We start from the raw sequence: 22,044 nt of genomic DNA, 5'->3' as shown, positions 1-22,044 counted from the left end.
GCGACAGCGCCCAGCTCAGGCCGCCTTGATCGAGGGAATGATCTCACGCCCAACGACATCGAGATAATCGGACCGGACGACGTGCGGGATCGTGAAGAGGAACTGATCGATTCCGCAGCGTTGGTACTGCCCAATGCGCTCGACGCACCGTTCGGGGGACCCGACGATGAGTCCCGATTCGGGAATCGAAGCGAATTCCGCGCGGATCCGCGCTTCCTGCTCGACGGATTCGGTGGGTGCCAGCAACGCCGTCACCGACACCCGAAGCGTGCCGGGGTCACGCCCGGCCGACTCGCACGCCCGGTTCAGGAAGTCCCGGCGCCGGCTCACCTGCTCGGGTGACCACCACCGCACGTTGAGCCCCTGCGCCGAACGGGCGGCGATGGTTTGGACGCGGTCGCCTTCACCACCCACCCACAGCGGGGGATGGGGTTGCTGGACCGGCGGCGGATCACACACGGCACCGTCGAGTGTGTAGAACTGACCGGCGTAGCTGGGATTCGCCTCTGTCCACACCGCCCTGAGCACCTGCAGCGACTCCTCGAGTGCCGAGACCCGGTCGCGGACCGGCGGAAACGGGATGCCGTAGGCATTGAACTCGCGCTCGAACCAGCCCGCGCCCAGGCCCAGATCCAGGCGCCCGTCGGAGATGACGTCCAACGTGGCGGCCATCTTCGCCAGCACCGAAGGGTGGCGGTAGGAGTTGCACAGCACGCTGGTGCCCAGCCGCAGTCGAGTGGTGTCGCGAGCCAGCGCGCTCAGCGCCGTCCAGCACTCCAGCAAAGGCAGCGACGTGGGCTGCGCGCCGGAGTCGACACCGGCGGGTCCGTCGGCAATGCCGGCGTCCTTGACGTAGTCGTCGGGACTGATGGTCAGGAAGTGGTCGCACAACCACACCGAATCAAAGCCGTAGCGTTCCGCTTTCTGGGAGACGGCAACTATATCGGGGTACGCGCTCACCGCCAGGCCGTTGATCGTCAGAGCCAGGATGAGACCCACGCGAGTGTCGAAGAAACCGGCTCGGCTAGACGACGACATAGAACGAATCCCGGTAAGCCTCAAGGAGTCTCAGCCACAGCTCGCTGATGGTCGGGAAGCAGGGGACCGCATGCCACAACCGGTCGATGGACACTTCGCCGGCGACGGCGATGGTGGCCGCGTGCAGCAGTTCGGTGACACCCGGACCCACCAGGGTCACGCCCAGCACATGCCGGCTGTCCACGTCGACCACCATGCGGGCCCGACCGACATATCCGTCGGCGAAAAGCTTGGCGCCCGTGACGACATCGCCGATCTCGACATCGATGACCTTCGTGCGGCGGCCGGCCTGGGCGGCCTGCTCGGCGGTCAGTCCCACCGCCGCGGCTTCAGGATCGGTGAAGAACGCCTGCGGCACGGCGTGATGGTCCGCGGTGGTCGCGTGCGCGCCCCACGGTTCGGTGTCCAGCGGTCGTCCCGTGGCGCGCGCACCGATGGCGGCACCGGCGATGCGGGCCTGGTACTTGCCCTGATGGGTCAGCAGCGCGCGGTGGTTGACGTCGCCGGCCGCGTACAGCCACCCGTCTTCGATTCCCTTGACCCGGCAGGTGTCGTCGACATCCAGCCAACTGCCCGGCGTCAGCCCGACCGTCTCCAAGCCGATGTGATCGGTGAGCGGTTTTCGGCCGGTGGCAAAAAGTATCTCGTCGACTTCCAGGTCGGTGCCGTCGCTCAACGCCAGCGACACCGGGCAATAGGGATAGGCCCGGCGCAGCTCCTGCACCGATACGCCCATGCGTACATCCACGCCCGCGTCGGCGAGTCCGCGGCCGACGAGCTCACCGACAAACGGCTCCATCTGGGGCAACAGCTGTGATCCTCGGACCAGCAATGTGACCTGAGCGCCCAATCCCTGCCAGGCCGTTGCCATTTCGACGCCGACGCCCCCGGCGCCGACCACGGCGAGCCGGTTCGGGACCTCGCTGCTGTCGGTTGCTTCGCGGTTGGTCCACGGCCGGGCGTCGTACAGACCCGGCAGGTCGGGCAACGCCGGCCGGCTCCCGGTACAGACGACTACCGCATGCCGGACCGACAACGCCACCTCCTTGCCGCCGGGTGTGGTGACCACAACTCGTCGCGGACCATCCAGCCGTCCGTGTCCGCGGATCAGTGTGGCGCCGATGCCTTCCACCCACTCGACCTGTCCGGTGTCGTCCCAGTCGCTCACGTAGCGGTCGCGGCGGGCGAAGACACCTCCCGGATGGATGGGGCCGATGATCGCCTGGCGCGCACCGTCGAGGCGGCGGGCGTCGGAGACGGCGAGGACCGGACGCAGCAGCGCCTTGCTCGGCACACAGGCCCAGTAGGAGCACTCGCCACCCACGAGTTCGCGTTCGACCACTGCGACGCTCAAGCCCGCGGCCCGTGTCCGGTCGGCGACGTTCTGCCCGACGGGACCGGCGCCGAGCACTACGACGTCGAACTCCTGCTCCTCCGGCATGGCTGCACGGTCCTTTCGGCTCGGTTCTGTCAATGAAGCTACCCGGGCGGTGAGCGAGCTCGGCTACCTCGCGGCCGTGAGGCGCTCAGCCAGCTCGTGCAGGTCCGTCACCACGAGGTCCGGTTGTGGGAGCCCCGGAACGAGCAACGGCTGGTTGCCTGGGCGAACGACCAGCGCCGTGCTGAAGCCTACGTTTTGTGCTCCGAGAAGATCCCAGCCGTGAGCCGCCACCATCATGCACTCATCGGGCGCCACGTCGAGTTTCCGGCAGACATGCCGGTAGACGTCCGCCGCGGGCTTGAAGGCGCGGCACGGGTCGACGCTGAGCTGCCGCTCGAACAGACCGGCCAGCCCGGCGTTCTCCAGTGGCGTCGGCAGGCCAGGAACGTGCGGGGAATTGGTCAGGGTGACCAGTCGAAAGCCGTTGTTGCGCAGCAGGGCTAACGCGTCGGCGGCGTCGGCATGCGCCGGCAACATTCGCATCGCCGCGCTGACCCGGTTGACGTCATGCTGGGTCAGATCCACTTGGTGAATTTGGCCGAGCATGCGCAGCACGCCCTCACCGAGGGCGCCGAAATCGACATACCGCTCAGCCAGAGTCACTGTCATCGAATACATCACCAGTTGACCGAACCACTCGCGCAGCACTCGGCGATCGCCGAAGAGTTCACCGAAAACTGCTGCCGTCGAGTCGATATCAATCAATGTCTCGTTTACGTCGAAGACCAGAATCGAAGGCGACACAGCTACCGCGCAGCCCGCTTCGAAGGTGCGCCGATGTCGGGACGCAAGTACCCGACCAGGCACAGGCAGATCAGGATCATCGCTGCCATTGACCACTTGGGTGCGATGACTGCCGCCGCCGCGAATCCGCCGATCGTGACGAAAGATCTCATGTGCAACATTGTGCGCATCCGTCGCGACACATCCTCGGCGGCACAACGCTCGATGGCTTCCCGGCACAGCGCGAGATAGGTGACATCAACCAGTACGAACACCGCCGCATATACCGCCACGGGTGCCCCGGCCAGGCGGGATTCGGCAATCCATTCGGTGGTGAACGGGATCAACGACACCGAGAACAGGTGCGCGAAGTTCGACCAGACCAGCCTTGTTGTGGCTGCCTGGGCGTAATGGAACAGATGATGATGATTGACCCACACCACCGCCATGAACAAATAGCTGACTACGTAGCTCAAACCCGTTGGCCATAGCGGCAGCAGCGAACCGAACGAATCAGCTTTCGGCGGTTCCAATTTCAGCACCAGGATGGTGATGATCACCGCGAAGACACCATGGGAGAATTGCCGAACTCGTTCGGCGTCGGCGTTCGGGGTTACCATGCTCCGGGCTTCAGTTGCGCTCCGCATCGATGGTGACGACCATCTTTCCGCCGGCATCGCCGGACTCCATCACCCGATGTGCTTCGCGGATCTGATCGAAGCCGAATATCCGTGCCGGGCGGGCATCCAGCAAGCCGTCGGCGACCTGTTCGGCGATGTCCTGTAGCGGCACGTCGGACAGTGGGAAGCCGGGGGTGCCGAAGACGAAGCTGCCGAAGAAGTTCAGGTTCACTCCACTTGCCATCCGCAGCAGCGGGTTGAAGTCGCTGATCGGCGCGAGTCCGCCCAGCCATCCCGCCAGGCAGGCCGAACCGCCACGGCGCAACATGTCGAGGGAGTCGAGGATGGTGCTGTTTCCCACCAGATCCAAGACGGCATCCAGGTTCTTGGCTTCGGCGAGGTGAGCGGCCAGGTTGGTTCGTTCCAGTTCCACGCGCTCTACACCCAGTGCCTCCAGCATCGGGATGCGTTTCGGACTGCGCACGGTGGCGACGACGTGGGCGCCGGCTGCGACCGCCATTTTCACCGCAGCCTGGCCGAAAGACGATGTGGCGCCGCGGATCAGCAGCCTCTGGCCGGGTTGCAAGGTCAAGTTGCGGAACAGACACGTCCAGGCGGTGGCGTACGTTTCCGGCAACGCAGCCAGTTGCGACCACGGTAGATCGGATTCGATGAGCGCGACATTCCCCGTGCGCACCCGGGTGAACTGTGCATAGCTGCCGTTGACAGTCCGTCCGAGGCCGCCCATCAAGGCCGCGACCTTCGCACCCACCGGGAATTCGCCACCCGGGCAGGAATCGACGATGCCGACACATTCGATACCACTGACCTCGGCAGCTTCGGCCCACTCGCCTCGCCGCATGTGCAACTCGGCGTGGTTGATGCCGAAGGCCTTGACCTCGATCACCACCTCGCCGTTCCGGGGGAGCGGTTTCGGTATGTCGGTGTACACCAGGCTGTCCAGCCCGCCGAACCGCTCCAAGACGATGGCACGCATGTTTTCGACGGCGGCCGATTCACGCACCACGGCTGGTGCGCTCGGCAACACGCTGACTTCTTTGACAGGCATAGCTTTTCAGACTTTCCATCAGTAATGGGCCAGATGTCCCATTATTATGGGCTGGGCAACCCATAATGTCCAGACCGGGTCAGGATTTCGAGGCGCGTCTGGGGTTTCCCGATCGGGCACGAGGGGCCTTGCGTTGGCTGGAAAACGAACGCACATAGTCGACGGCGGCATACACGGCGGCGGTTATCGGAGCCGGATCACCGGCCACGAAGGTCAGCATGGCACCGCCTTGGTGTGCCGCGACGAGAGATGTTGCCAGATGTCGTGCATCCGCTTCGGGCCGCAAGTCGCCGCGACTCTGCATTTGGAGCAGGCCGTCGCGAAACAGCGCGATCCAGGCGTCGTAGCCGGCGGACAGATCGGCATGGATGTCATCGTCGGCGTCGATGAGTTCACCGGCCAGCGAACCGTAGACGCACCCTCCGAGCCGATACACGGAGTCGACATCGGCGACACACGCGTCGGCCCAGGCTTGTAGGGCGTCCACGTTGTCCAGGCGGCCGAACGCCGGGCGGGTGTGGAAGGCCTGCACGCCAGTGTGACGCGCGGCGATGACGTGCCGGGTCAGTTCACGCTTGTCGCGAAAGTAGTGCGTGATCTGCGATCCACTCACCCCGGCACTGGATCGCACGTCGTCGATGCTGGTATTCGCCACCCCGCGCTCGAAGATCAGCCGGGCGGCGGCGTCGACAATGCGGGCCCGGGTCGCCAAACCCTTGCTGGTCAACCGAACATCGGGCGCGTCACTTCGGGTCGGGATGGACGCACGTCCGCGCGCACGCCGCGGCGCTCGCGCCACCCGTTCAGCGGGATCGACCGCAAAGGTGCGCAGATAGTTGATCGCGAAGCGGATCGCGTCGGCGTGCGGCCACTCGGCACGATAGGTGAAGGCCAGGGTGCCGCCACCCTGGTGGGCGGAGACAATGACCGAGGCCAACGCATGCACGTCGGCGTCGGCGACGAGAACTCGGTCGTCTTTCATCTGCTGCAGTGCGCGCTCGAGCAGCACGATCCATTGCCGGTAACCCGCTGCAAGTGCTTCCCGGGTGGCGCTGTCGGACTTGGCCAGCTGGGCGGCCAGGGCGTGGTAGGTCGGTGTGCCGGTGTACTCGATGCGTCTGAGGTAGCGCATATTGAGATCGATCCACCGCTCGAAGTCGGCGAAGGTGGTCAACCCGCCGAGCTTGGGCTGCCGATGGAAATCAAGCACCACGCCGATCTGGCGACCGATCACCGCACGAATCAAGGCGCCCTTATCGGTGAAGTAATGCGCCAGTTGAGAACCGCTCACCGAGGCGGCGCGGCGCACGTTGTCCATGTTGAATGCCGCGAGGCCGTCGGTCACGATCAACTCGGCGGTAGCGAGCACGATCCGATCGCGGGTGGCACGCCCCTTCGCCGTCAACCGCGGATGGGAGTCGGCATCCGGATCCATCGCGTCAGGCTAACGTGACCGCCACTGCGATTATGGGATATTCAGCCCACTGATATCGGGCGGCTGGTCAGCTTGGTACCAGATTCCGGTCCAGGAAACCGAGCATCAGTGCGGCGACGTCATCCAGCGCCGACTCCAGCAGAAAATGCCCGCCTTCGAGTAGATGAATTTCGGCGTCGGGCAGATCGGTGGCGAACGCTTCGGCACCGGCCGGACCGAAAATCTCATCGCCGCGGCCCCACACCGCCAACAGCGGAACCCCGGTGGCGCGGAAGTATTCGTGCAGCCGGGGATACATCGGCGCGTTGGTTGCGTAGTCGCGGAACAGCTTCAGTTGTATCGAGTCGTTCCCGGGGCGCGCGAGCAGTGCATAGTCGTGATGCCAGCAGTCGGGATCCACCAGCGTCGGATCGGCGACGCCCGTGAGGTATTGCCACCGGGTGGCCGCCAAGCTGAGGAACCCTCGGATAGCGGCCTCGTTGCCGGCGGACGGGTCGTCCTGATATGCCCACACCTGCTGCCAGAATTGCGGCACGAAGCCGGCGTCGTACCCATTGCCGTTCTGGGTGACGACCGCAGTGATCGCGTCCGGGTTGCGCAGTGCCAACCGCCAACCGATCGGAGCACCGTAGTCCTGGACGTAGAGGGCATACCGATCGATTCCCAACTGTTGCAGCAATCCGGCAGTCAAATCGGTGAGCGAATCGAAGCTGTAATGAAATTCCTCGACCGGCGGCGCGTCGGACAACCCGAAACCCAGATGGTCGGGTGCGAGCACGTGATAGCGACCTGCGAGAGCAGGGATGAGATTGCGAAACATGTATGAGCTGGTCGGAAAGCCGTGCAGGAGAACGATTGTGGGCCTCTCGGGACTGCCCGACTCGCGGTAGAACAGTTGGCGGCCATCCACGGCGAGGTAATGGTGATGAACCTTCGGCATGTAAGTCCTCCTTCACCCCGTAATGGGTTGTCCATCCCATTATGCACGAACGGCGCCATCGATGCATCGGCCCGGATCGATGAAGATCGAGCCGCGGGATATTCTGGGTCAGGCATCCCACTCAGCAGATATTTGGCTCCAGGGGCAGACTTGGGCAGGACCGTCGCCCACTACCGAGCCATTGTGGTACCTACGGCGCGGCGCTGACCCGACACCCAACAGCATCCTGCGGGTGCCCCAGCTTGCCATCCACCTGGCCGACGATCGCAAGGCGTTGACGCTGGACCCGCAGCGGCACGTCAACGATGACGCACGACCTGACCCCCTCGGCGGTGATCGGCGCGGACGCCAGCCTGCTCAGCGCGCCGCGGCTGGACAACCAGGCCAGTTGCTACGCGGGACTGGAAGCGTTGCTGAATGCTTCGCCCGGCGAGTTCCTGCCTGTGCTGGTGCTCTCGGGCTACGCCGGCGGCGCGAGCGCCACCGAAGCCTCGGCGGTGTAGCACAGGAAGGTCAGGGTCTCCTGCAGATACAGCTGCACGGTGTCGGCGTCGTGGCTGAGGTAACCGATCGACACATCGGTACCCAACTGCAGGTCGAAATCGCCGCCACGCGTGGTCAACACGAAAGCGCCGTCGATGGCCGGTGCCCAGATGATGTCCCCGTCCACTAACCGGTGCAGGTGCTCACGGATGGGATAGCCGTGCTCGGTGGTCTCACTGACCTTGGTGTAGGCGTCGGCGGAAAGCAGGACCGAATACGGTCCGTCGACCCCGGCCAATCGCAACGACGACAGCGCCTGGGTGATCACGTCGGGAAAGTCACGCGCGTCCTCCGGCAGCGTGAGCGGCGGGTTGGAGCTGGCGCCGCGGATGCCTTCGATCGATGCCGGCCCATAGCCCTCGAAGATTCCTCGATCCTCAACGAACGCAAGCTTTTTGGCGGCTGCCTTGACCGGTTCCCAGTCGGCGTCATTGGAGCCGCGCTCGACGTCGTCGATTTCATTGCGCGACAGTACGAATGGCACTCGTAGCCGTACCAGGGGCCGGCTGTCCCGGAGGTGGGCGATCACGCCGTCGGCGGGGGACTCCAGGTCGAGGAGTCGCCCGGTGCTGACCGCCGCCGTCACCGGACCACCGGGCTCGCTGACGTCGACCACCCTGCGACCCGCGATGTGTCGTTTGAATGTCCGGGTGGCCTCCAATTCGATTTCGGCCCAGGCGACTTCGGTGACTGGCGCCAGATCGCGATAGAGGTTGTTCATCGGGAGGTTCCTTTCAGGCTGCCGATTTGCAGTGAACCGTCGTGGGGTGGCGGGCCGGGTACCGCAACGGCCGGTCTATGTTGCGGCAGTGGCGGCGGATCGTCGAGAAAGTCGACGGTGGGGGAGAAGAACAGGCCGCCGGTGACGGCGGTGGAGAACTCCAGGATGCGGTCGGTGTTACCCGGGGGATCGCCCAGAAACATGTTGCGCAGCATCGTTTCGGTGACCGTGGGGGTGCGTGAGTAGCCGATGAAATAGGTGCCGTACTCGCCTTTGCCGACCGCGCCGAACGGCATGTTGTGGCGCACGATCTTCAGCTCGTCGCCGTCCTCGTCGGTGATGACGTTGAGCGCGACATGCGAATCGGCCGGCTTCGTGTTGTCGTCGAGCTCGATGTCTTCGAGCTTGGTTCGCCCGATCACCCGCTCCTGTTCGGTGACCGTCAACGAGTTCCACGACGTCATGTCGTGCACGTACTTCTGCACGTGCACATAGCAGGAGCCGGCGAAGTCGGGGTCTTCGTCGCCGATTGCCGTGGCGCTCACCGCGATCGGGCCGTCGGGGTTCTCGGTGCCGTCGACGAAGCCGAGCAGATCGCGGTTGTCGAAGAACCGGAAACCGTGCACTTCGTCGACGACGGTGACCGCACCGGCCATCGCCTCGAGGATGCGACCCGCGAGTTCGAAGCACATGTCCAGGCTCTCGGCCCGAATGTGGAACAGCAGGTCTCCCGGTGTGGCGGGTGCGGTGTGCCGCGGTCCCGCCAAGGCGACGAACGGATGCAGCTCGGCCGGGCGCGGACCGGAGAACAGCCGGTCCCAGGCGTCGGAACCGATCGAGGCGATCGCTGACAAACGCTTGGCGGGCTCGCGGAATCCGATCGCGCGCACCAGGCCGGAGACGTCGCCCAACGCGTCGTGCACCGTTGCTTCGCCGCCCTCGTCGATGGTCGCCACGAGAAAGATGGCGGCGGGCGTCAGCGGTGCTAGAACGGGTTGGGGCTGAACCGGAGGCACGCTGCAGACCCTAACTCCAACGGTGCTGTCCGGGACAGCGATGATGGTGACCATGTCCGCCATGTCGGCGAGCGCCGCGGGTCTCGCTCAGTTCATCGACGCCTCGCCGTCGCCCTTCCACGTCTGTGCCACGGTGGCCGCGCGGTTGCTCGACGCCGGATACCGCGAACTCGACGAGACCGACCGCTGGCCGGCGCAGCCCGGCCGCTACTTCACCGTCCGCGCGGGGTCGCTGGTCGCCTGGCACGGCTTGGACGGTGTGACTCCGTTCCGGATCGTCGGCGCGCACACCGACAGCCCCAACCTGCGGGTCAAACAACATCCCGACCGGTCGGTGGCCGGGTGGAAGGTGGTGGCGCTGCAGCCATATGGCGGCGCGTGGCTGAACTCCTGGCTGGACCGCGACCTGGGTGTCAGCGGCAGGTTGTCGTTGCGCGACGGCACGACGGTGACTCACCAACTGGTCCGGATCGACGAACCCATCCTGCGGGTGCCCCAGCTTGCCATCCACCTGGCCGACGATCGCAAGGCGTTGACGCTGGATCCGCAGCGGCACGTCAACGGCGTATGGGGGGTCGGCACCGCGGTCGAGTCCTTCCTCGCCTACGTCGCCGAGCGTGCCGAGGTTTCCGCCGCCGACGTGCTGGGCGCCGATTTGATGACGCACGACCTGACCCCCTCGGCGGTGATCGGCGCGGACGCCAGCCTGCTCAGCGCGCCGCGGCTGGACAATCAGGCCAGTTGCTACGCGGGACTGGAAGCGCTGCTGAATGCTTCGCCCGGCGAGTTCCTGCCCGTGCTGGTGCTTTTCGATCACGAGGAGGTTGGGTCGACCTCGGATCACGGTGCACAGTCCAATCTCCTGACGACCGTGCTGGAACGAATCGTGCTCGCGGGCGGCGGATCCCGGGAGGACTACCTGCGGCTGCTGCCCGCTTCGCTGCTGGCGTCGGCCGACATGGCCCACGCGACCCACCCGAACTATCCCGAGCGGCACGAGCCGGGCCATCTCATCGAGGTCAACGGGGGGCCCGTAGTCAAAGTGCACCCGAATCTGCGCTACGCCACCGACGGACGCACCGCAGCGGCTTTCGCGATGGCGTGCCGCCAGGCCGGAGTTGCGTTGCAGCGGTACGAACATCGCGCGGATCTGCCCTGCGGGTCGACCATCGGGCCGATGGCCTCCGCACGCACCGGCATCCCGACCGTCGACGTCGGTGCCCCGCAACTTGCCATGCATTCCGCGCGCGAGTTGATGGGCGCGCACGATGTGCCCGCCTATGCGGCTGCGCTCAGCGCGTTCCTTTCGCCCGACTCGGCCCCGGCCTAGGGCCGTGGGCTACGACGCCCACACTGGAAATCGTCACCTTCGACTCCACCGATCCCGCGGCGTTGGCCGGTTGGTGGGCCGAGCAGTTCGACGGTACGAGAGTCAGCCGGCTTGCCGGGGTGAACCTAGACTGACTGCGTGACGAGCGCGCAGCCCTCATCGATCGACACCGTCGAGCACGCCGCAACCAGCCCCGACCAGCCGCAACCCTTCCACGAGTTGGGTCTCAAGGACGACGAGTACCAGCGGATCCGGGAGATCCTGGGCCGGCGGCCCACCGACACCGAGCTGGCGATGTATTCGGTGATGTGGAGCGAGCACTGCTCGTACAAGTCCTCCAAGGTGCACCTGCGCTACTTCGGTGAGACCACCACCGACGAGATGCGCACCGGCATGCTGGCCGGCATCGGCGAGAACGCCGGAGTCGTCGACATCGGCGACGGCTGGGCGGTCACCTTCAAAGTGGAGTCGCACAACCACCCCTCCTATGTGGAGCCCTACCAGGGCGCGGCCACCGGCGTCGGTGGCATCGTGCGCGACATCATGGCGATGGGCGCGCGCCCGGTGGCGGTGATGGACCAGCTCCGGTTCGGTGCCGCCGATGCGCCCGACACCCGTCGCGTGGTGGACGGGGTGGTCCGAGGTATCGGCGGCTACGGAAACTCCTTGGGACTGCCCAACATAGGCGGTGAAACCGTCTTCGACGCCAGCTACGCCGGCAACCCGTTGGTCAATGCGTTGTGCGTCGGTGTCCTACGGCAAGAGGACCTGCATCTGGCGTTCGCCTCGGGCGCCGGGAACAAGATCATCCTGTTCGGGGCGCGGACCGGTCTGGACGGCATCGGCGGGGTGTCGGTGCTGGCGTCGGACACCTTTGACGCCGAAAACTCACGTAAGAAGCTGCCGTCGGTACAGGTCGGCGATCCGTTCATGGAGAAAGTGCTCATCGAGTGCTGCCTGGAGCTCTACGCCGGTGGTCTGGTGATCGGCATCCAAGACCTGGGCGGTGCCGGATTGTCATGCGCCACCTCGGAATTGGCTTCTGCTGGGGACGGTGGCATGGCCATCGATCTGGACACCGTACCGCTGCGGGCCAAGGACATGACCCCGGCCGAGGTGCTGTGCAGCGAGTCCCAGGAGCGGATGTGTGCGGTGGTGGCACCGGAGAACGTCGAGGCGTTCATGGCGGTGTGCCGCAGATGGGAAGTGCTGGCCACCGTCATCGGCGAGGTCACCGACGGAGACCGGCTACGCATCACCTGGCACGGGGAGACGGTCGTGGACGTGCCGCCGCGCACGGTCGCCCACGAAGGGCCGGTCTATCAGCGTCCGGTCGCCCGCCCGGAAGCACAGGATGCCCTCAACGCCGACACGTCCGCCGGGCTGCCCCGCCCGTCCACCGGTGCCGAGCTACGCGCGACTTTGCTTGCGCTGCTTGGCAGTCCGCATCTGTGCAGTCGGGCATTCATCACCGAACAGTACGACCGCTACGTGCGCGGCAACACGGTGCTCGCCGAGCACGCCGACGGCGGTGTGCTGCGCATCGACGAGGCGACCGGCCGCGGTATCGCGCTGTCCACCGACGCGTCGGGACGCTACACCCAGCTCGATCCCTACACCGGTGCACAGCTCGCGCTGGCCGAGGCCTACCGCAACGTGGCGGTCACCGGCGCCACCCCGGTCGCGGTGACCAATTGCCTCAACTTCGGTTCGCCCGAAGATCCCGGCGTGATGTGGCAGTTCTCCCAGGCGGTGCGCGGGTTGGCCGATGGTTGTGCGGCTCTGGGCATCCCGGTCACCGGCGGCAACGTCAGCTTCTACAACCAGACGGGATCGTCGGCGATCCTGCCGACGCCGGTAGTCGGCGTCCTCGGCGTGATCGACGACGTCGGCCGGCGCATCCCGACAGGGTTGGGCGCCGAACCCGGAGAAACCCTCATTCTGCTCGGCGATACCCGCGACGAACTCGACGGATCGGTCTGGGCGCAGATCGCCGGCGACCATCTGGGTGGCCGACCGCCCACCGTGGATCTGGCGCGGGAGAAGCTCCTGGCCGAGGTGCTCAGCGCGGCATCCCGGGACGGACTGGTGACCGCCGCACACGACCTCTCCGAGGGCGGGCTGGCCCAAGCCGTCGTCGAGGCGGCGCTGGCCGGTGAAACCGGTTGTCGCATAGTGCTTCCCGAGGGATCAGACCCGTTCGTGACATTGTTCTCCGAGTCCTCCGGACGGGTGCTGGTCGCCGTACCCCGCACCGAGGAGAGCCGGTTCCGGTCCATGTGCGAGGCGCGGGGATTGCCCGCCGTCCGCATCGGCGTCGTCGACCAGGCCTCGGACGGCATCGAGGTGCAAGGGCTGTTCACCATCCCCTTGGCCGAATTGCGCGAGACCTCCGAAGCGGTGCTGCCGCGCTTCTTCGGCTAACGCCGCCGGCGAAGAAATACCCGGTTTCCGGGATTACCGCGGAAAGTCGCGGGTACTTGAGCGTCGAGGTCCTCGATCTTGCGGATAGCTGAGCCAGATGCACCGCCCCACCCGGCCATTTTCGATTGCACAGAGGCAGGGACGCAGCCATGGCCACAGCAAGCCTCCACCGCGCTGACACGGGTATCTCGCTGCAGAAGATCGACCGTTATGGCCACGAACGCCGGGTCATGGCGGCGGGTTGGACTGTTCTGCTGATCGTGATCGCCGTTCTATCGGCCTGGGCTCACTACCGCACCGAACAACCGGATTCACCGGACAGCGAAGCGGTTGCACCGACGCCCGAGTCGCTGGCGGCATGGCGCACCAAATCCGAGCCGCTGATCAGTCACCTGGTAGCCGAGCGAAACACCATTGCCGCTGCTGCCACCCGCCGCGATGTCGCGGCCACGGCTGCGGCATGCCAATCCGCCGCCGGCGCGGTCAGCGAACTACACCAACAGCTGCCGAGCCCGGAGCGGGCGCTGAACAGAACGCTGCAGCAGGCAGTCACCGACTACGAGATCGGTCTGCCCTATTGCATCTCCGCCGCGCGCACCGAAGACGCCGCAGGAATGCTGCAGGCGGCGACCCATATCCGGCACGGAGACGCTTTCCTGCGCGAAGCCCTGGACATTCTCGACCAGCACTGCCGCGGCGGCGGTCCCCATGGCGGACTACTGATGGTGTAGTGCAGCGGGCACAGATCAGGGATTGATGGTGTAGTCACCGACCTGGCGACCCCACACGTAGTCGAGCATCAGCGGCGAGGGAAGTTCGAAGTGGTTGTAGGGCGCCAGACTGGCCCCGACGTCCATCACCAGCAGCGGGGCGGGCCACAGCTGACGGGTGACCGGCTGCCAGCAGCCTGGTTTGCCGCCGGGGCCGCCGCGTGCATTCACCCGGGGCAGGTTCTCCGGGTAGAAGTACGGCGGCGGCGCCCCGGTGATGCCGCCCGCCGAGTTCGCACCGAGCGCGTAGCCGTTGAACCCCAGTGCCGCACGGATTTTGGGTGCGACGTGGTCGTAGTTGCGCAATGTGCAAAAGACCTCGGGGCTGTACTCGTCGAGCAGCCGTGCGGTCGGTTCCAGGTCGATGGCTCCGCGGGTCAGGAAGGGCCCCGCCCGCTCGAATACCGGCGAGCCGATGTTGCCCAAGCCCGCAGCCGCCAGTAACGCCTCGTCGAGGTCACCTTGTTGCCTGTCGACGGTGCGGGCCGTGGTCGCGGCGGCGTCGAGGGCCTCCACCACGTCTGGGACGGCGTCGGCGTAGGTGTCTCCCAGGGCCGCGAGGCGCTGAATATCCAAGCGGGCCTGCGGCAGTCGCGGGTTCAGGTCATCCAGGATGGCGTTGCCATTCGACAGCGAAGCGCCGAACTCGTCGCCCAACCCGGTCAGCGCCTGCGCGGCGGCGTTCAACGTCAGATTGAGCTTGACCGGGTCGACCTTCTCCGAGATGGCGGTGAGAGTTTCGAACAAGCTGTTGAACTCGGTGGTCACCTGGGTCGCGTTGATGACCGTCGAGGGTGTGACGTGTTGCGGTGACGGCGCGGATGTCGGTGAGCTCAGCGCTATGTACTTGTTGCCGAACACGGTCGTCGCCTTGATCTCGGCAGCGACGTTGGCCGGGATCTGCGGGATGTAGCGCGGATAGATATCCAGCACCAGCTGCGCTGCCGGGACGCCGTGGTGGGTGATCTCGGAGATTTGGGACACCCGGCCGATCTGCACGCCGTTGTAGGTGACCTTGGCGCCGGGGTCCATCACCAGACCCGCCCGCGGGGCGATCATCGTCAACTTGGTCTTCGGGGTGAAGTTGCCGCGGAACTGCCAATACAGCGACCCCAGCACGATCACCAGCACAATCAGCGCGAGCACGCCGATGGTCTTGAAAGGTGGCCGCGTCCGCGGGTCCATAGTTCTGAGACCCTAGGGTATGGCTGCCCGGAATAGCGCTGATCCGGCGAAGACTCGGCAGGCCGTGCTGGCCATTGCGGAATGGTTACGCGACGAGACCCGTCCCGGGCCGGACCGGGCTGAGCTCGGGACGGCTGTGCGACTTACCGCCCGCACACTGGCTGCCCTGGCGCCCGGCGCCAGCGTCGAAGTCCGGGTGCCGCCGTTCGTCGCGGTGCAGTGCGTCGCGGGGCCCCGGCACACCCGCGGAACACCGCCGAACGTCGTGGAGACCGACCCGCGCACGTGGCTGTTGGTGGCCACGGGGCTGATGGGTTTCGACGAGGCCTCCGACAGCGGTCTGCTGCGTCTGTCGGGCAGCCGGTCGAGTGAGATTGGCCACCTGTTACCGGTGGTGCATATGTGACTTGACCTGCGTGTTTGGCGCGACACGCCGAAAATGAACGGGAATAACACGCCCGCCGAATTCGTCGCTACCGGCGGCAAAGCCGTAGACTCCGTTACCGTCACTACCCGCGCCCCAGGGAGCCGCCAAACCGTGACCGTGCAGCCCGAAGAAGACTTCAACTCGCCCCGTGAAGAGTGCGGTGTATTCGGGGTCTGGGCCCCGGGTGAAGACGTCGCCAAGCTCACGTACTACGGCCTGTATGCGTTGCAGCATCGCGGCCAGGAAGCCGCGGGCATCGCGGTCGCCGACGGATCCCAGGTTCTGGTGTTCAAGGACTTAGGTCTGGTCAGTCAGGTATTCGACGAGCAGACGTTGGCGGCCATGGACGGCCACGTCGCGATCGGGCACTGCCGCTACTCCACGACCGGGGACACGACCTGGGAGAACGCCCAGCCGGTGTTCCGTAACACCGCGGCCGGGACCGGAGTTGCCTTGGGGCACAACGGAAATCTGGTCAACGCCGCCGAGCTGGCGGCCCGGGCCCGCGACGCGGGGCTGATGGCCAGGCGGTGCCCGGCACCGGCGACCACCGACTCCGACATCCTGGGCGCGCTGCTGGCGCACGGCGCGGCCGACTCCAGCCTGGAACAGGCGGCGCTGGAACTGCTGCCGACGGTGCGTGGTGCGTTCTGTCTGACGTTCATGGACGAGAACACCCTGTACGCCTGTCGCGACCCGCACGGGGTGCGTCCGTTGTCGCTGGGCCGGCTCGACCGCGGCTGGGTCGTCGCCTCCGAAACCGCCGCGCTCGACATCGTCGGCGCCTCCTTCGTCCGCGACATCGAGCCCGGTGAACTGCTGGCCATCGACGCCGACGGAGTGCGGTCCACCCGGTTCGCCAACCCGTCGCCCAAGGGCTGCATCTTCGAGTACGTCTATCTGGCCCGGCCGGACAGCGTCATCGCCGGGCGGTCGATTCACGGTGCCCGGCTCGAGATCGGCCGTCGGCTGGCCCGCGAATGCCCGGTGGACGCCGACCTGGTGATAGGTGTGCCGGAATCCGGCACACCCGCCGCGGTGGGGTACGCCCAGGAATCGGGCATCCCCTACGGCCAGGGCCTGATGAAGAACGCATATGTCGGGCGAACCTTCATCCAGCCGTCTCAGACGATCCGCCAGCTCGGCATCCGGCTCAAGCTCAATCCGCTCAAAGAAGTGATCCGCGGCAAGCGGCTCATCGTCGTCGACGACTCGATCGTGCGAGGTAACACCCAACGCGCGCTGGTGCGCATGCTGCGTGAGGCCGGCGCGGTGGAGGTGCACGTGCGGATCGCCTCACCGCCGGTGAAATGGCCGTGCTTCTACGGCATCGACTTCCCGTCGCCGGCCGAGTTGATCGCCAACGCCGTCGAGGACGAAGGCGAGATGCTCGAGGCGGTGCGGCACGCGATCAACGCCGACACGCTGGGATACATCTCGCTGCGCGGGCTGATCGCGGCCACCGAGCAACCCGCCTCGCGGTTGTGCACGGCGTGCTTCGACGGCACCTACCCGATCGAGCTGCCGAGTGAGAGCGCGCTGGGTAAGAACGTGATCGAGCACATGCTCGCCACCGCCGCGCGCGGGGCCGGCATGGGCGAGTTGTCCGGCCAGCAAGTCCCGGAAGTTCCCGTCTCGCGCTGACGATTACGACTCTCGGCGCGCAATCGGCGGTGACGCGTACCGCCGTGGCCGGCTACCGGTAGCCTTTATCGCGATGACGGATCCCGAAGGCGTCACTTACGCATCGGCCGGGGTGGACATCGAGGCCGGTGACCGCGCCGTCGACTTGTTCAAGCCGCTGGCAGTCAGGGCCACCAGACCCGAGGTACGTGGTGGGCTGGGCGGATTCGCCGGGCTGTTCGCCTTGCGTGGCGACTACCGCGAACCGGTGCTGGCGGCGTCCACCGACGGCGTCGGCACCAAGATCGCGGTCGCTCAAGCGATGGACAAGCACGACACCGTCGGGCTGGACCTGGTCGCGATGGTGGTCGACGACCTCGTCGTGTGTGGCGCCGAGCCGCTGTTCCTGCAGGACTACATCGCGGTGGGCCGCACTGTCCCGGAACGGGTCGCGGCGATCGTCAGCGGCATCGTCGAGGGCTGCGTGCGGGCGGGCTGCGCCCTGTTGGGGGGCGAGACGGCCGAGCATCCCGGCCTGATGGAACCGGACCACTACGACATCTCGGCGACCGGTGTCGGCGTGGTCGAGGCCGACGACGTGCTGGGCCCCGAGCGCGTCAAACCAGGTGACGTCATCATCGCAATGGCATCCTCGGGACTGCATTCCAACGGTTATTCGCTGGCCCGTTCCGTTCTCCTCGACATCGACCGGATGAACCTCGCCGGTTATGTGGAGGAGTTCGGTCGCACGCTGGGCGAGGAGCTGCTGGAGCCGACCGTCATCTACGCCAAAGACTGTCTGGCACTGGCCGCCGAGACCCAGGTCCGCACGTTCTGCCATGTCACCGGCGGAGGGCTGGCCGGCAACCTGGCGCGGGTCATCCCGCACGGGCTGGTCGCCGAGGTGGACCGCGGCACATGGACCCCGGCGCCGGTGTTCGGCATGATCGCCCAGCGGGGCCGGGTAGCGCGGGCCGAGATGGAGAAGACGTTCAACATGGGGGTGGGCATGATCGCCGTCGTCGCCCCCGAGGACACCGATCGCGCCCAGGCGATACTGACCGCGCGGCACCTGGACTGTTGGGTGCTGGGCACCGTGGGCAAGGGAGGAAAAGAGGGCCCTCGGGCCAAGCTCGTCGGACAGCACCCGCGTTTCTAGGCCCAGACGTCAAGCCGACCGTGCCGTTGCGATGTGCAGGGCACGGTCGGGTGGTGAGGTCTAGCGGCGCCAGTCGTCCTGGTCGTCGTATGAATCGTCGTCCGCGTGGTCCGACTCATCGGTGCTCGTCCCTGACAGCTCGCGCTGCAGCCGCGTGAAGTCCGTCTGCGGGGAGCTGTACTTCAGTTCTCGAGCAACCTTGGTCTGCTTTGCCTTAGCCCGGCCGCGGCCCATGGGGGAACCCCCTCGCGAAATAACGGAGCGGCCTAACAAGTAGGCGGCTCCGATCTCTTAGTGTCATTGTCCTGCCGACAGCTTACCGTGCCCGGTGCCCGAACGTCGGCTCGCCCTGCCTGGGGACACCGACCGGCCCGGGGATGTCGTCGACGTCACAGTCGATCAACGGCCACCGCCGCGCAGCCGCTCCACGGCGAGCCGTCCGGCGCCCACCTCGTCGACTGGCGGCAGTGATTCGGCGTCGATCACCGCGGCGACCTCGCCCTCGGCGCCCGCCGCCAGCTCGGTGTCGCCCGGTATGCCGCGTTTGAGTAGCGCCAGCGCTATCGGGCCCAGGTCGACGTGCTCGACGACCGTTCCCAGCCGCCCGACCGTGCGCCCACCGGCAAGGACCGGGTCACCGGTAGACGGCCGGTCCACCGAACCGTCGAGGTGCAGCAGGACCAGCATCCGGGGCGGTTTGCCCAGATTGTGCACCCGCGCGACCGTTTCCTGTCCCCGGTAGCAGCCCTTGTCCAGATGCACCGCGCCCTCGCCGGGGCCGCCGATCCAGCGCACTTCGTGCGGGATGGTGCGCTCGTCGGTGTCCACGCCCAGCCGCGGACGCAGCGCGGCCACCCGATGAGCTTCATAGGCCCACACCCCGGCCGGGCGCACACCGAGGCGCCGCTGCCAGTCGCCCGATTCGCCGCGCGGCACCAGCAGGTCCAGTTCGACCGGCCCGTCCGCAACGCCGCGCATACGTCGCACCAAACCGCCACCGGCCAGCGGCATCGACTGCCCTTCGGCCGGTAGCGCGTCCAGTCCCAGCGCGTCGAGCACCGTTGTGTCTGCCAGCCGTGGACCGAGCAGTGAGAGCACCGCCAGGTCCGCGGCCGCGGGTGTGACGTCGGACCAGAAGACCATCCTGGACAGGTAGTTCAGCAACGGCTCGCCCCGCCACGGCTCGGTGTCGAGGTAGGTGGTGCCGCCCAGCTCGGTCTGCAACCAGTGGTCCTCGACCCGGCCTTGCCCGTCCAGACTCAGATTCTGGGTGCACGCGCCTTCGGGCAGTGCGCTGACGTGCTGGGTGGAGATGTTGTGCAGCCAGGATTGCCGGTCGTCGCCGGTCAGGGCCAGCACTGCACGATGCGAGCGGTCCACCAGGATGGCGTCGGTTTCGCCGGCCCGCTGTTCACCCAGCGGATCGCCGTAATGCCAGATCGCACCGGCGTCGGGTCCGGGATCCGGGGCAGGGACTGGGTTCACACGTCAACCTTACGGCGACGGCTCCGGGCCACCCGAACGTCACGCTGGCGTGACGCTCGACGTCGACAGTCACGCCAGCGCGACGCACGCTGGGAACGACGGGGTAGCTAGGCTGACCCCTCATGGCCGCTGTGGTTGTCACGCTCGACGGCGCGATCGTCGATCCGGGAACGCCGCTGCTGCACGCCGACGACCTGGCCGCGGTCCGCGGTGACGGGGTGTTCGAGACGCTGCTGGTGCGCGACGGCAGGGCATGTCTGATCGAGTCGCACCTGCAACGGCTGACCCAGTCCGCCAAGCTGATGGACCTACCCGAACCTGATTTGCCCGGCTGGCGTCGCGCGATCGACGTCGCGACCCGACAGTGGGTCGCGACCACCGGTGCGGAAGCCGCGATGCGGCTGGTCTACAGCCGCGGCCGGGAGAGCGGTTCGGCCCCGACCGGCTACGTCGCAGTCAACCAGGTGCCGGAACGAGTGGCCGCGGTGCGCCGTGACGGCGTATCGGCGATCACCCTCGAAAGAGGGTTGCCGGCCAAGGGAATCGATGCGATGCCCTGGCTGCTGGCCGGCGCCAAGACGCTGTCTTACGCGGTGAACATGGCGGTGTTGCGCCACGCGTCCCGCCGCGGCGCGGGTGATGTCGTGTTCGTCAGCACCGACGGTTACGTCCTGGAGGGTCCGCGCTCGACGGTGGTCATCGCGACCGACGGCGAGAACGGCAAGCCCTGTCTGTTGACCCCGCCGCCGTGGTTCCCCATCCTGCGGGGAACCACCCAACAAGCGCTGTTCGAGGTCGCGCGCGGCAACGGCTACGACTGCGACTACCGTGCCCTTCGGGTTGCGGATCTGCTTGCGGCTCAGGGCGTTTGGTTGATATCGAGCATGACGCTGGCGGCCCGGGTGCACACTCTGGACGGTCGGCTGCTGCCCCCCGCGCCCTTCGCGGCCACGTTCGCCGAGTTGATCGACGCCGCGATAGTCAGCGACCGGGACGGCCGGTAGCGGCCGAAATTTAATGGCTGGCAACCGTTTCGGGGTCGGTGGTAGCTTCGTCAGTACACAGGAAAGGAGGTGGTCCGCGAAATTGATAGCTTCATGGACATGTGAGGTGGCTGCGCGCTAGCTGCATTGGCTCGGAAGAGTCAGCGATCAACGCGCGCTGGCGAATTTCCCGCAGTCACCCGGCCCTCGAGCTTCCGGTCTGTCCAACCGGAATATGGCTCGGGGGCCGCTCCATTTCCCCGGCCAGCCATTGCGGCGGGAGGCGATCAGCCGACGTAGCGAGCCAGGCGCGCCGACAGATGCGGCACCAAGGCGCCGTCGGCGTCGACCCGTTCCTCCACGTAACCCAGGTCGCCGCCCTCGACGATGCCGTACAACCGCTTGGCGCCGCCGACCAGCACACCCGACCGGCTGCGCGCCAGGGCGTCGGTGGCCAACTCCCACGACGACTGGGTGAGTGGTCGCCCATAGAAGAGCTCGACGTATCCCGACGAGTGTGCCAACAAGAGTTCGATCGCGGTGGATTCGGTCGGATCGTCTGGGTCGCTGACGAAGCGCCAAAATCCCGTCTCGCGCAGACCGGGCTCTCCGTAGTCGCCCGAGGCGGTGAGCCGCCACGACCGGGCTTCCCAGTTCAGGTAGTCGCCCCCGTCGTGGGAGACCACGATCTGCTGGCCGAAGCGGTAGTCGCCGTGGCTCCCGCGACCCTCGCCTTCGCCGCGCCAGACCCCGACCAGCGGCAGCAACGCCAGCAATGCGTCGTTCAGGCTGGCGCCCTCGCGCAGGTTGGCGGTGTCCGCGGGTAGCGGCAGGTCGTCGAACGCCGGAATATTGCGCGCGGCGGTCAGTTTGGCGCGTTCGGCCGCGGCGGCGACGGCACGATCCGCCGAACCGGCGGCCTCGGAACCGCCTGCCGCGTCATCGCCCTCGGTCGGGGTCACGACTCGTCGGTGATCAACCGGTACAGCGCATACAGCGCAAACCAGGAGATGACCCCGGTCGCCACGACCAGCATGATCTCGAAGAACAGCACCACGGGGACGAGTCTATTCTCACCTGTTGCTCGGGCTGGTACATCCGGGCGCTGATGT

At 66.6% G+C, this 22,044-nt stretch carries 20 protein-coding genes and 2 pseudogenes; 9 read left to right on the top strand and 13 right to left on the bottom strand.

The genetic code is table 11. From position 1 onward, the window contains the following. Window positions 1–15: 15 nt before the first annotated feature. The 7 genes from AC5Y47_RS08930 to AC5Y47_RS08900 form a co-directional block, all read right to left on the bottom strand. The gene (locus AC5Y47_RS08930; protein ID WP_499943559.1) at window positions 16–1,038 is read right to left on the bottom strand and encodes a TIGR03619 family F420-dependent LLM class oxidoreductase; all 1,023 of its coding nucleotides are present in this window, start codon (window positions 1,036–1,038) and stop codon (window positions 16–18) included. Continuing rightward, window positions 1,025–2,479 (bottom strand): dihydrolipoyl dehydrogenase family protein, encoded by a 1,455-nt coding sequence (locus AC5Y47_RS08925; protein ID WP_499943557.1) that lies wholly within the window; start codon window positions 2,477–2,479, stop codon window positions 1,025–1,027. Before AC5Y47_RS08925 ends, AC5Y47_RS08930 begins: the two co-directional genes overlap by 14 nt. 63 nt (window positions 2,480–2,542) lie before the next feature. Continuing rightward, entirely contained in the window at window positions 2,543–3,223 is a 681-nt protein-coding gene (locus AC5Y47_RS08920) for a haloacid dehalogenase type II (protein ID WP_499943556.1), read from the bottom strand. 2 nt (window positions 3,224–3,225) lie between these two features. Beyond that, window positions 3,226–3,822, bottom strand: coding sequence for a TMEM175 family protein (locus AC5Y47_RS08915; protein WP_499943555.1), 597 nt, complete (start codon window positions 3,820–3,822; stop codon window positions 3,226–3,228). 10 nt (window positions 3,823–3,832) lie between these two features. Continuing rightward, window positions 3,833–4,891, bottom strand: coding sequence for a zinc-binding dehydrogenase (locus tag AC5Y47_RS08910; protein WP_499943554.1), 1,059 nt, complete (start codon window positions 4,889–4,891; stop codon window positions 3,833–3,835). 79 nt (window positions 4,892–4,970) lie between these two features. Beyond that, complete coding sequence (locus AC5Y47_RS08905; RefSeq protein ID WP_499943553.1) at window positions 4,971–6,326, bottom strand: TetR/AcrR family transcriptional regulator; 1,356 nt, start codon at window positions 6,324–6,326, stop codon at window positions 4,971–4,973. Between the two features lie 67 nt (window positions 6,327–6,393). Continuing rightward, window positions 6,394–7,266 (bottom strand): alpha/beta fold hydrolase, encoded by an 873-nt coding sequence (locus AC5Y47_RS08900; protein WP_499943552.1) that lies wholly within the window; start codon window positions 7,264–7,266, stop codon window positions 6,394–6,396. A gap of 223 nt (window positions 7,267–7,489) precedes the next feature. On the opposite strand from AC5Y47_RS08900, the pseudogene AC5Y47_RS08895 reads away from it, so the two are divergent. Continuing rightward, window positions 7,490–7,751 (top strand): annotated as a pseudogene (locus AC5Y47_RS08895) (M18 family aminopeptidase); the annotation flags it as partial. On the opposite strand, the gene AC5Y47_RS08890 reads toward AC5Y47_RS08895, so the two are convergent. Both AC5Y47_RS08890 and AC5Y47_RS08885 read right to left on the bottom strand, forming a co-directional pair. Then, complete coding sequence (locus AC5Y47_RS08890; RefSeq protein ID WP_499943551.1) at window positions 7,727–8,530, bottom strand: family 1 encapsulin nanocompartment shell protein; 804 nt, start codon at window positions 8,528–8,530, stop codon at window positions 7,727–7,729. The pseudogene AC5Y47_RS08895 and the gene AC5Y47_RS08890 sit on opposite strands and share 25 nt — an antisense overlap. Beyond that, on the bottom strand, window positions 8,527–9,600 hold the full coding sequence (locus AC5Y47_RS08885) for a Dyp-type peroxidase (RefSeq protein ID WP_499943681.1): 1,074 nt from the start codon (window positions 9,598–9,600) through the stop codon (window positions 8,527–8,529). The genes AC5Y47_RS08890 and AC5Y47_RS08885 overlap by 4 nt, the downstream gene beginning before the upstream one ends. 7 nt (window positions 9,601–9,607) lie before the next feature. On the opposite strand from AC5Y47_RS08885, the gene AC5Y47_RS08880 reads away from it, so the two are divergent. From AC5Y47_RS08880 to AC5Y47_RS08865, 4 genes and pseudogenes are all read left to right on the top strand, one after another. Continuing rightward, on the top strand, window positions 9,608–10,876 hold the full coding sequence (locus AC5Y47_RS08880; protein WP_499943680.1) for a M18 family aminopeptidase: 1,269 nt from the start codon (window positions 9,608–9,610) through the stop codon (window positions 10,874–10,876). 23 nt (window positions 10,877–10,899) lie between these two features. Next, window positions 10,900–10,995, top strand: a pseudogene (locus AC5Y47_RS08875) (VOC family protein); the annotation flags it as partial. Between the two features lie 19 nt (window positions 10,996–11,014). Continuing rightward, complete coding sequence (gene purL, locus AC5Y47_RS08870; RefSeq protein WP_499943550.1) at window positions 11,015–13,300, top strand: phosphoribosylformylglycinamidine synthase subunit PurL; 2,286 nt, start codon at window positions 11,015–11,017, stop codon at window positions 13,298–13,300. Between the two features lie 149 nt (window positions 13,301–13,449). Continuing rightward, window positions 13,450–14,031 carry a hypothetical protein gene (locus AC5Y47_RS08865; RefSeq protein ID WP_499943549.1) on the top strand — a complete coding sequence of 194 codons (582 nt, stop codon included), beginning with the start codon at window positions 13,450–13,452 and terminating at the stop codon, window positions 14,029–14,031. A 15-nt stretch (window positions 14,032–14,046) separates the two neighbouring features. On the opposite strand, the gene AC5Y47_RS08860 is transcribed toward AC5Y47_RS08865, so the two are convergent. Further along, window positions 14,047–15,255: an MCE family protein gene (locus tag AC5Y47_RS08860; protein ID WP_499943547.1), complete on the bottom strand. Its 1,209-nt coding sequence runs from the start codon at window positions 15,253–15,255 to the stop codon at window positions 14,047–14,049. A 19-nt stretch (window positions 15,256–15,274) separates the two neighbouring features. Here AC5Y47_RS08860 and AC5Y47_RS08855 point away from each other — a divergent pair, with 19 nt between their 5' ends. The 3 genes from AC5Y47_RS08855 to purM all read left to right on the top strand — a co-directional run bounded on the left by AC5Y47_RS08855 (window position 15,275) and on the right by purM (window position 18,464). Beyond that, on the top strand, window positions 15,275–15,661 hold the full coding sequence (locus AC5Y47_RS08855) for a sterol carrier family protein (protein WP_499943546.1): 387 nt from the start codon (window positions 15,275–15,277) through the stop codon (window positions 15,659–15,661). A gap of 132 nt (window positions 15,662–15,793) precedes the next feature. Then, window positions 15,794–17,326 carry an amidophosphoribosyltransferase gene (gene purF, locus AC5Y47_RS08850; RefSeq protein ID WP_499943545.1) on the top strand — a complete coding sequence of 511 codons (1,533 nt, stop codon included), beginning with the start codon at window positions 15,794–15,796 and terminating at the stop codon, window positions 17,324–17,326. 73 nt (window positions 17,327–17,399) lie between these two features. Further along, entirely contained in the window at window positions 17,400–18,464 is a 1,065-nt protein-coding gene (gene purM, locus AC5Y47_RS08845; protein ID WP_499943544.1) for a phosphoribosylformylglycinamidine cyclo-ligase, read from the top strand. 60 nt (window positions 18,465–18,524) lie between these two features. Here the strand turns inward: purM and AC5Y47_RS08840 are convergent, their stop codons facing one another. Together AC5Y47_RS08840 and ygfZ are read right to left on the bottom strand one after the other, a co-directional pair. Beyond that, window positions 18,525–18,698 (bottom strand): DUF3073 domain-containing protein, encoded by a 174-nt coding sequence (locus AC5Y47_RS08840; protein WP_499943543.1) that lies wholly within the window; start codon window positions 18,696–18,698, stop codon window positions 18,525–18,527. A 165-nt stretch (window positions 18,699–18,863) separates the two neighbouring features. Next, window positions 18,864–19,949 carry a CAF17-like 4Fe-4S cluster assembly/insertion protein YgfZ gene (gene ygfZ / locus AC5Y47_RS08835; protein ID WP_499943542.1) on the bottom strand — a complete coding sequence of 362 codons (1,086 nt, stop codon included), beginning with the start codon at window positions 19,947–19,949 and terminating at the stop codon, window positions 18,864–18,866. Window positions 19,950–20,080: 131 nt separating this feature from the next. On the opposite strand from ygfZ, the gene AC5Y47_RS08830 reads away from it, so the two are divergent. Continuing rightward, window positions 20,081–20,953, top strand: coding sequence for an aminodeoxychorismate lyase (locus tag AC5Y47_RS08830; RefSeq protein ID WP_499943678.1), 873 nt, complete (start codon window positions 20,081–20,083; stop codon window positions 20,951–20,953). A 266-nt stretch (window positions 20,954–21,219) separates the two neighbouring features. Here the strand turns inward: AC5Y47_RS08830 and AC5Y47_RS08825 are convergent, their stop codons facing one another. After that, window positions 21,220–21,894: a heme-binding beta-barrel domain-containing protein gene (locus AC5Y47_RS08825; protein ID WP_499943541.1), complete on the bottom strand. Its 675-nt coding sequence runs from the start codon at window positions 21,892–21,894 to the stop codon at window positions 21,220–21,222. Window positions 21,895–22,044: the final 150 nt, after the last annotated feature.

The organism is Mycobacterium sp. NGS22 (assembly GCF_059813095.1).
Note: the sequence above shows the minus strand (reverse complement) of the source record. Positions and strands in the feature narration are given on the sequence as shown.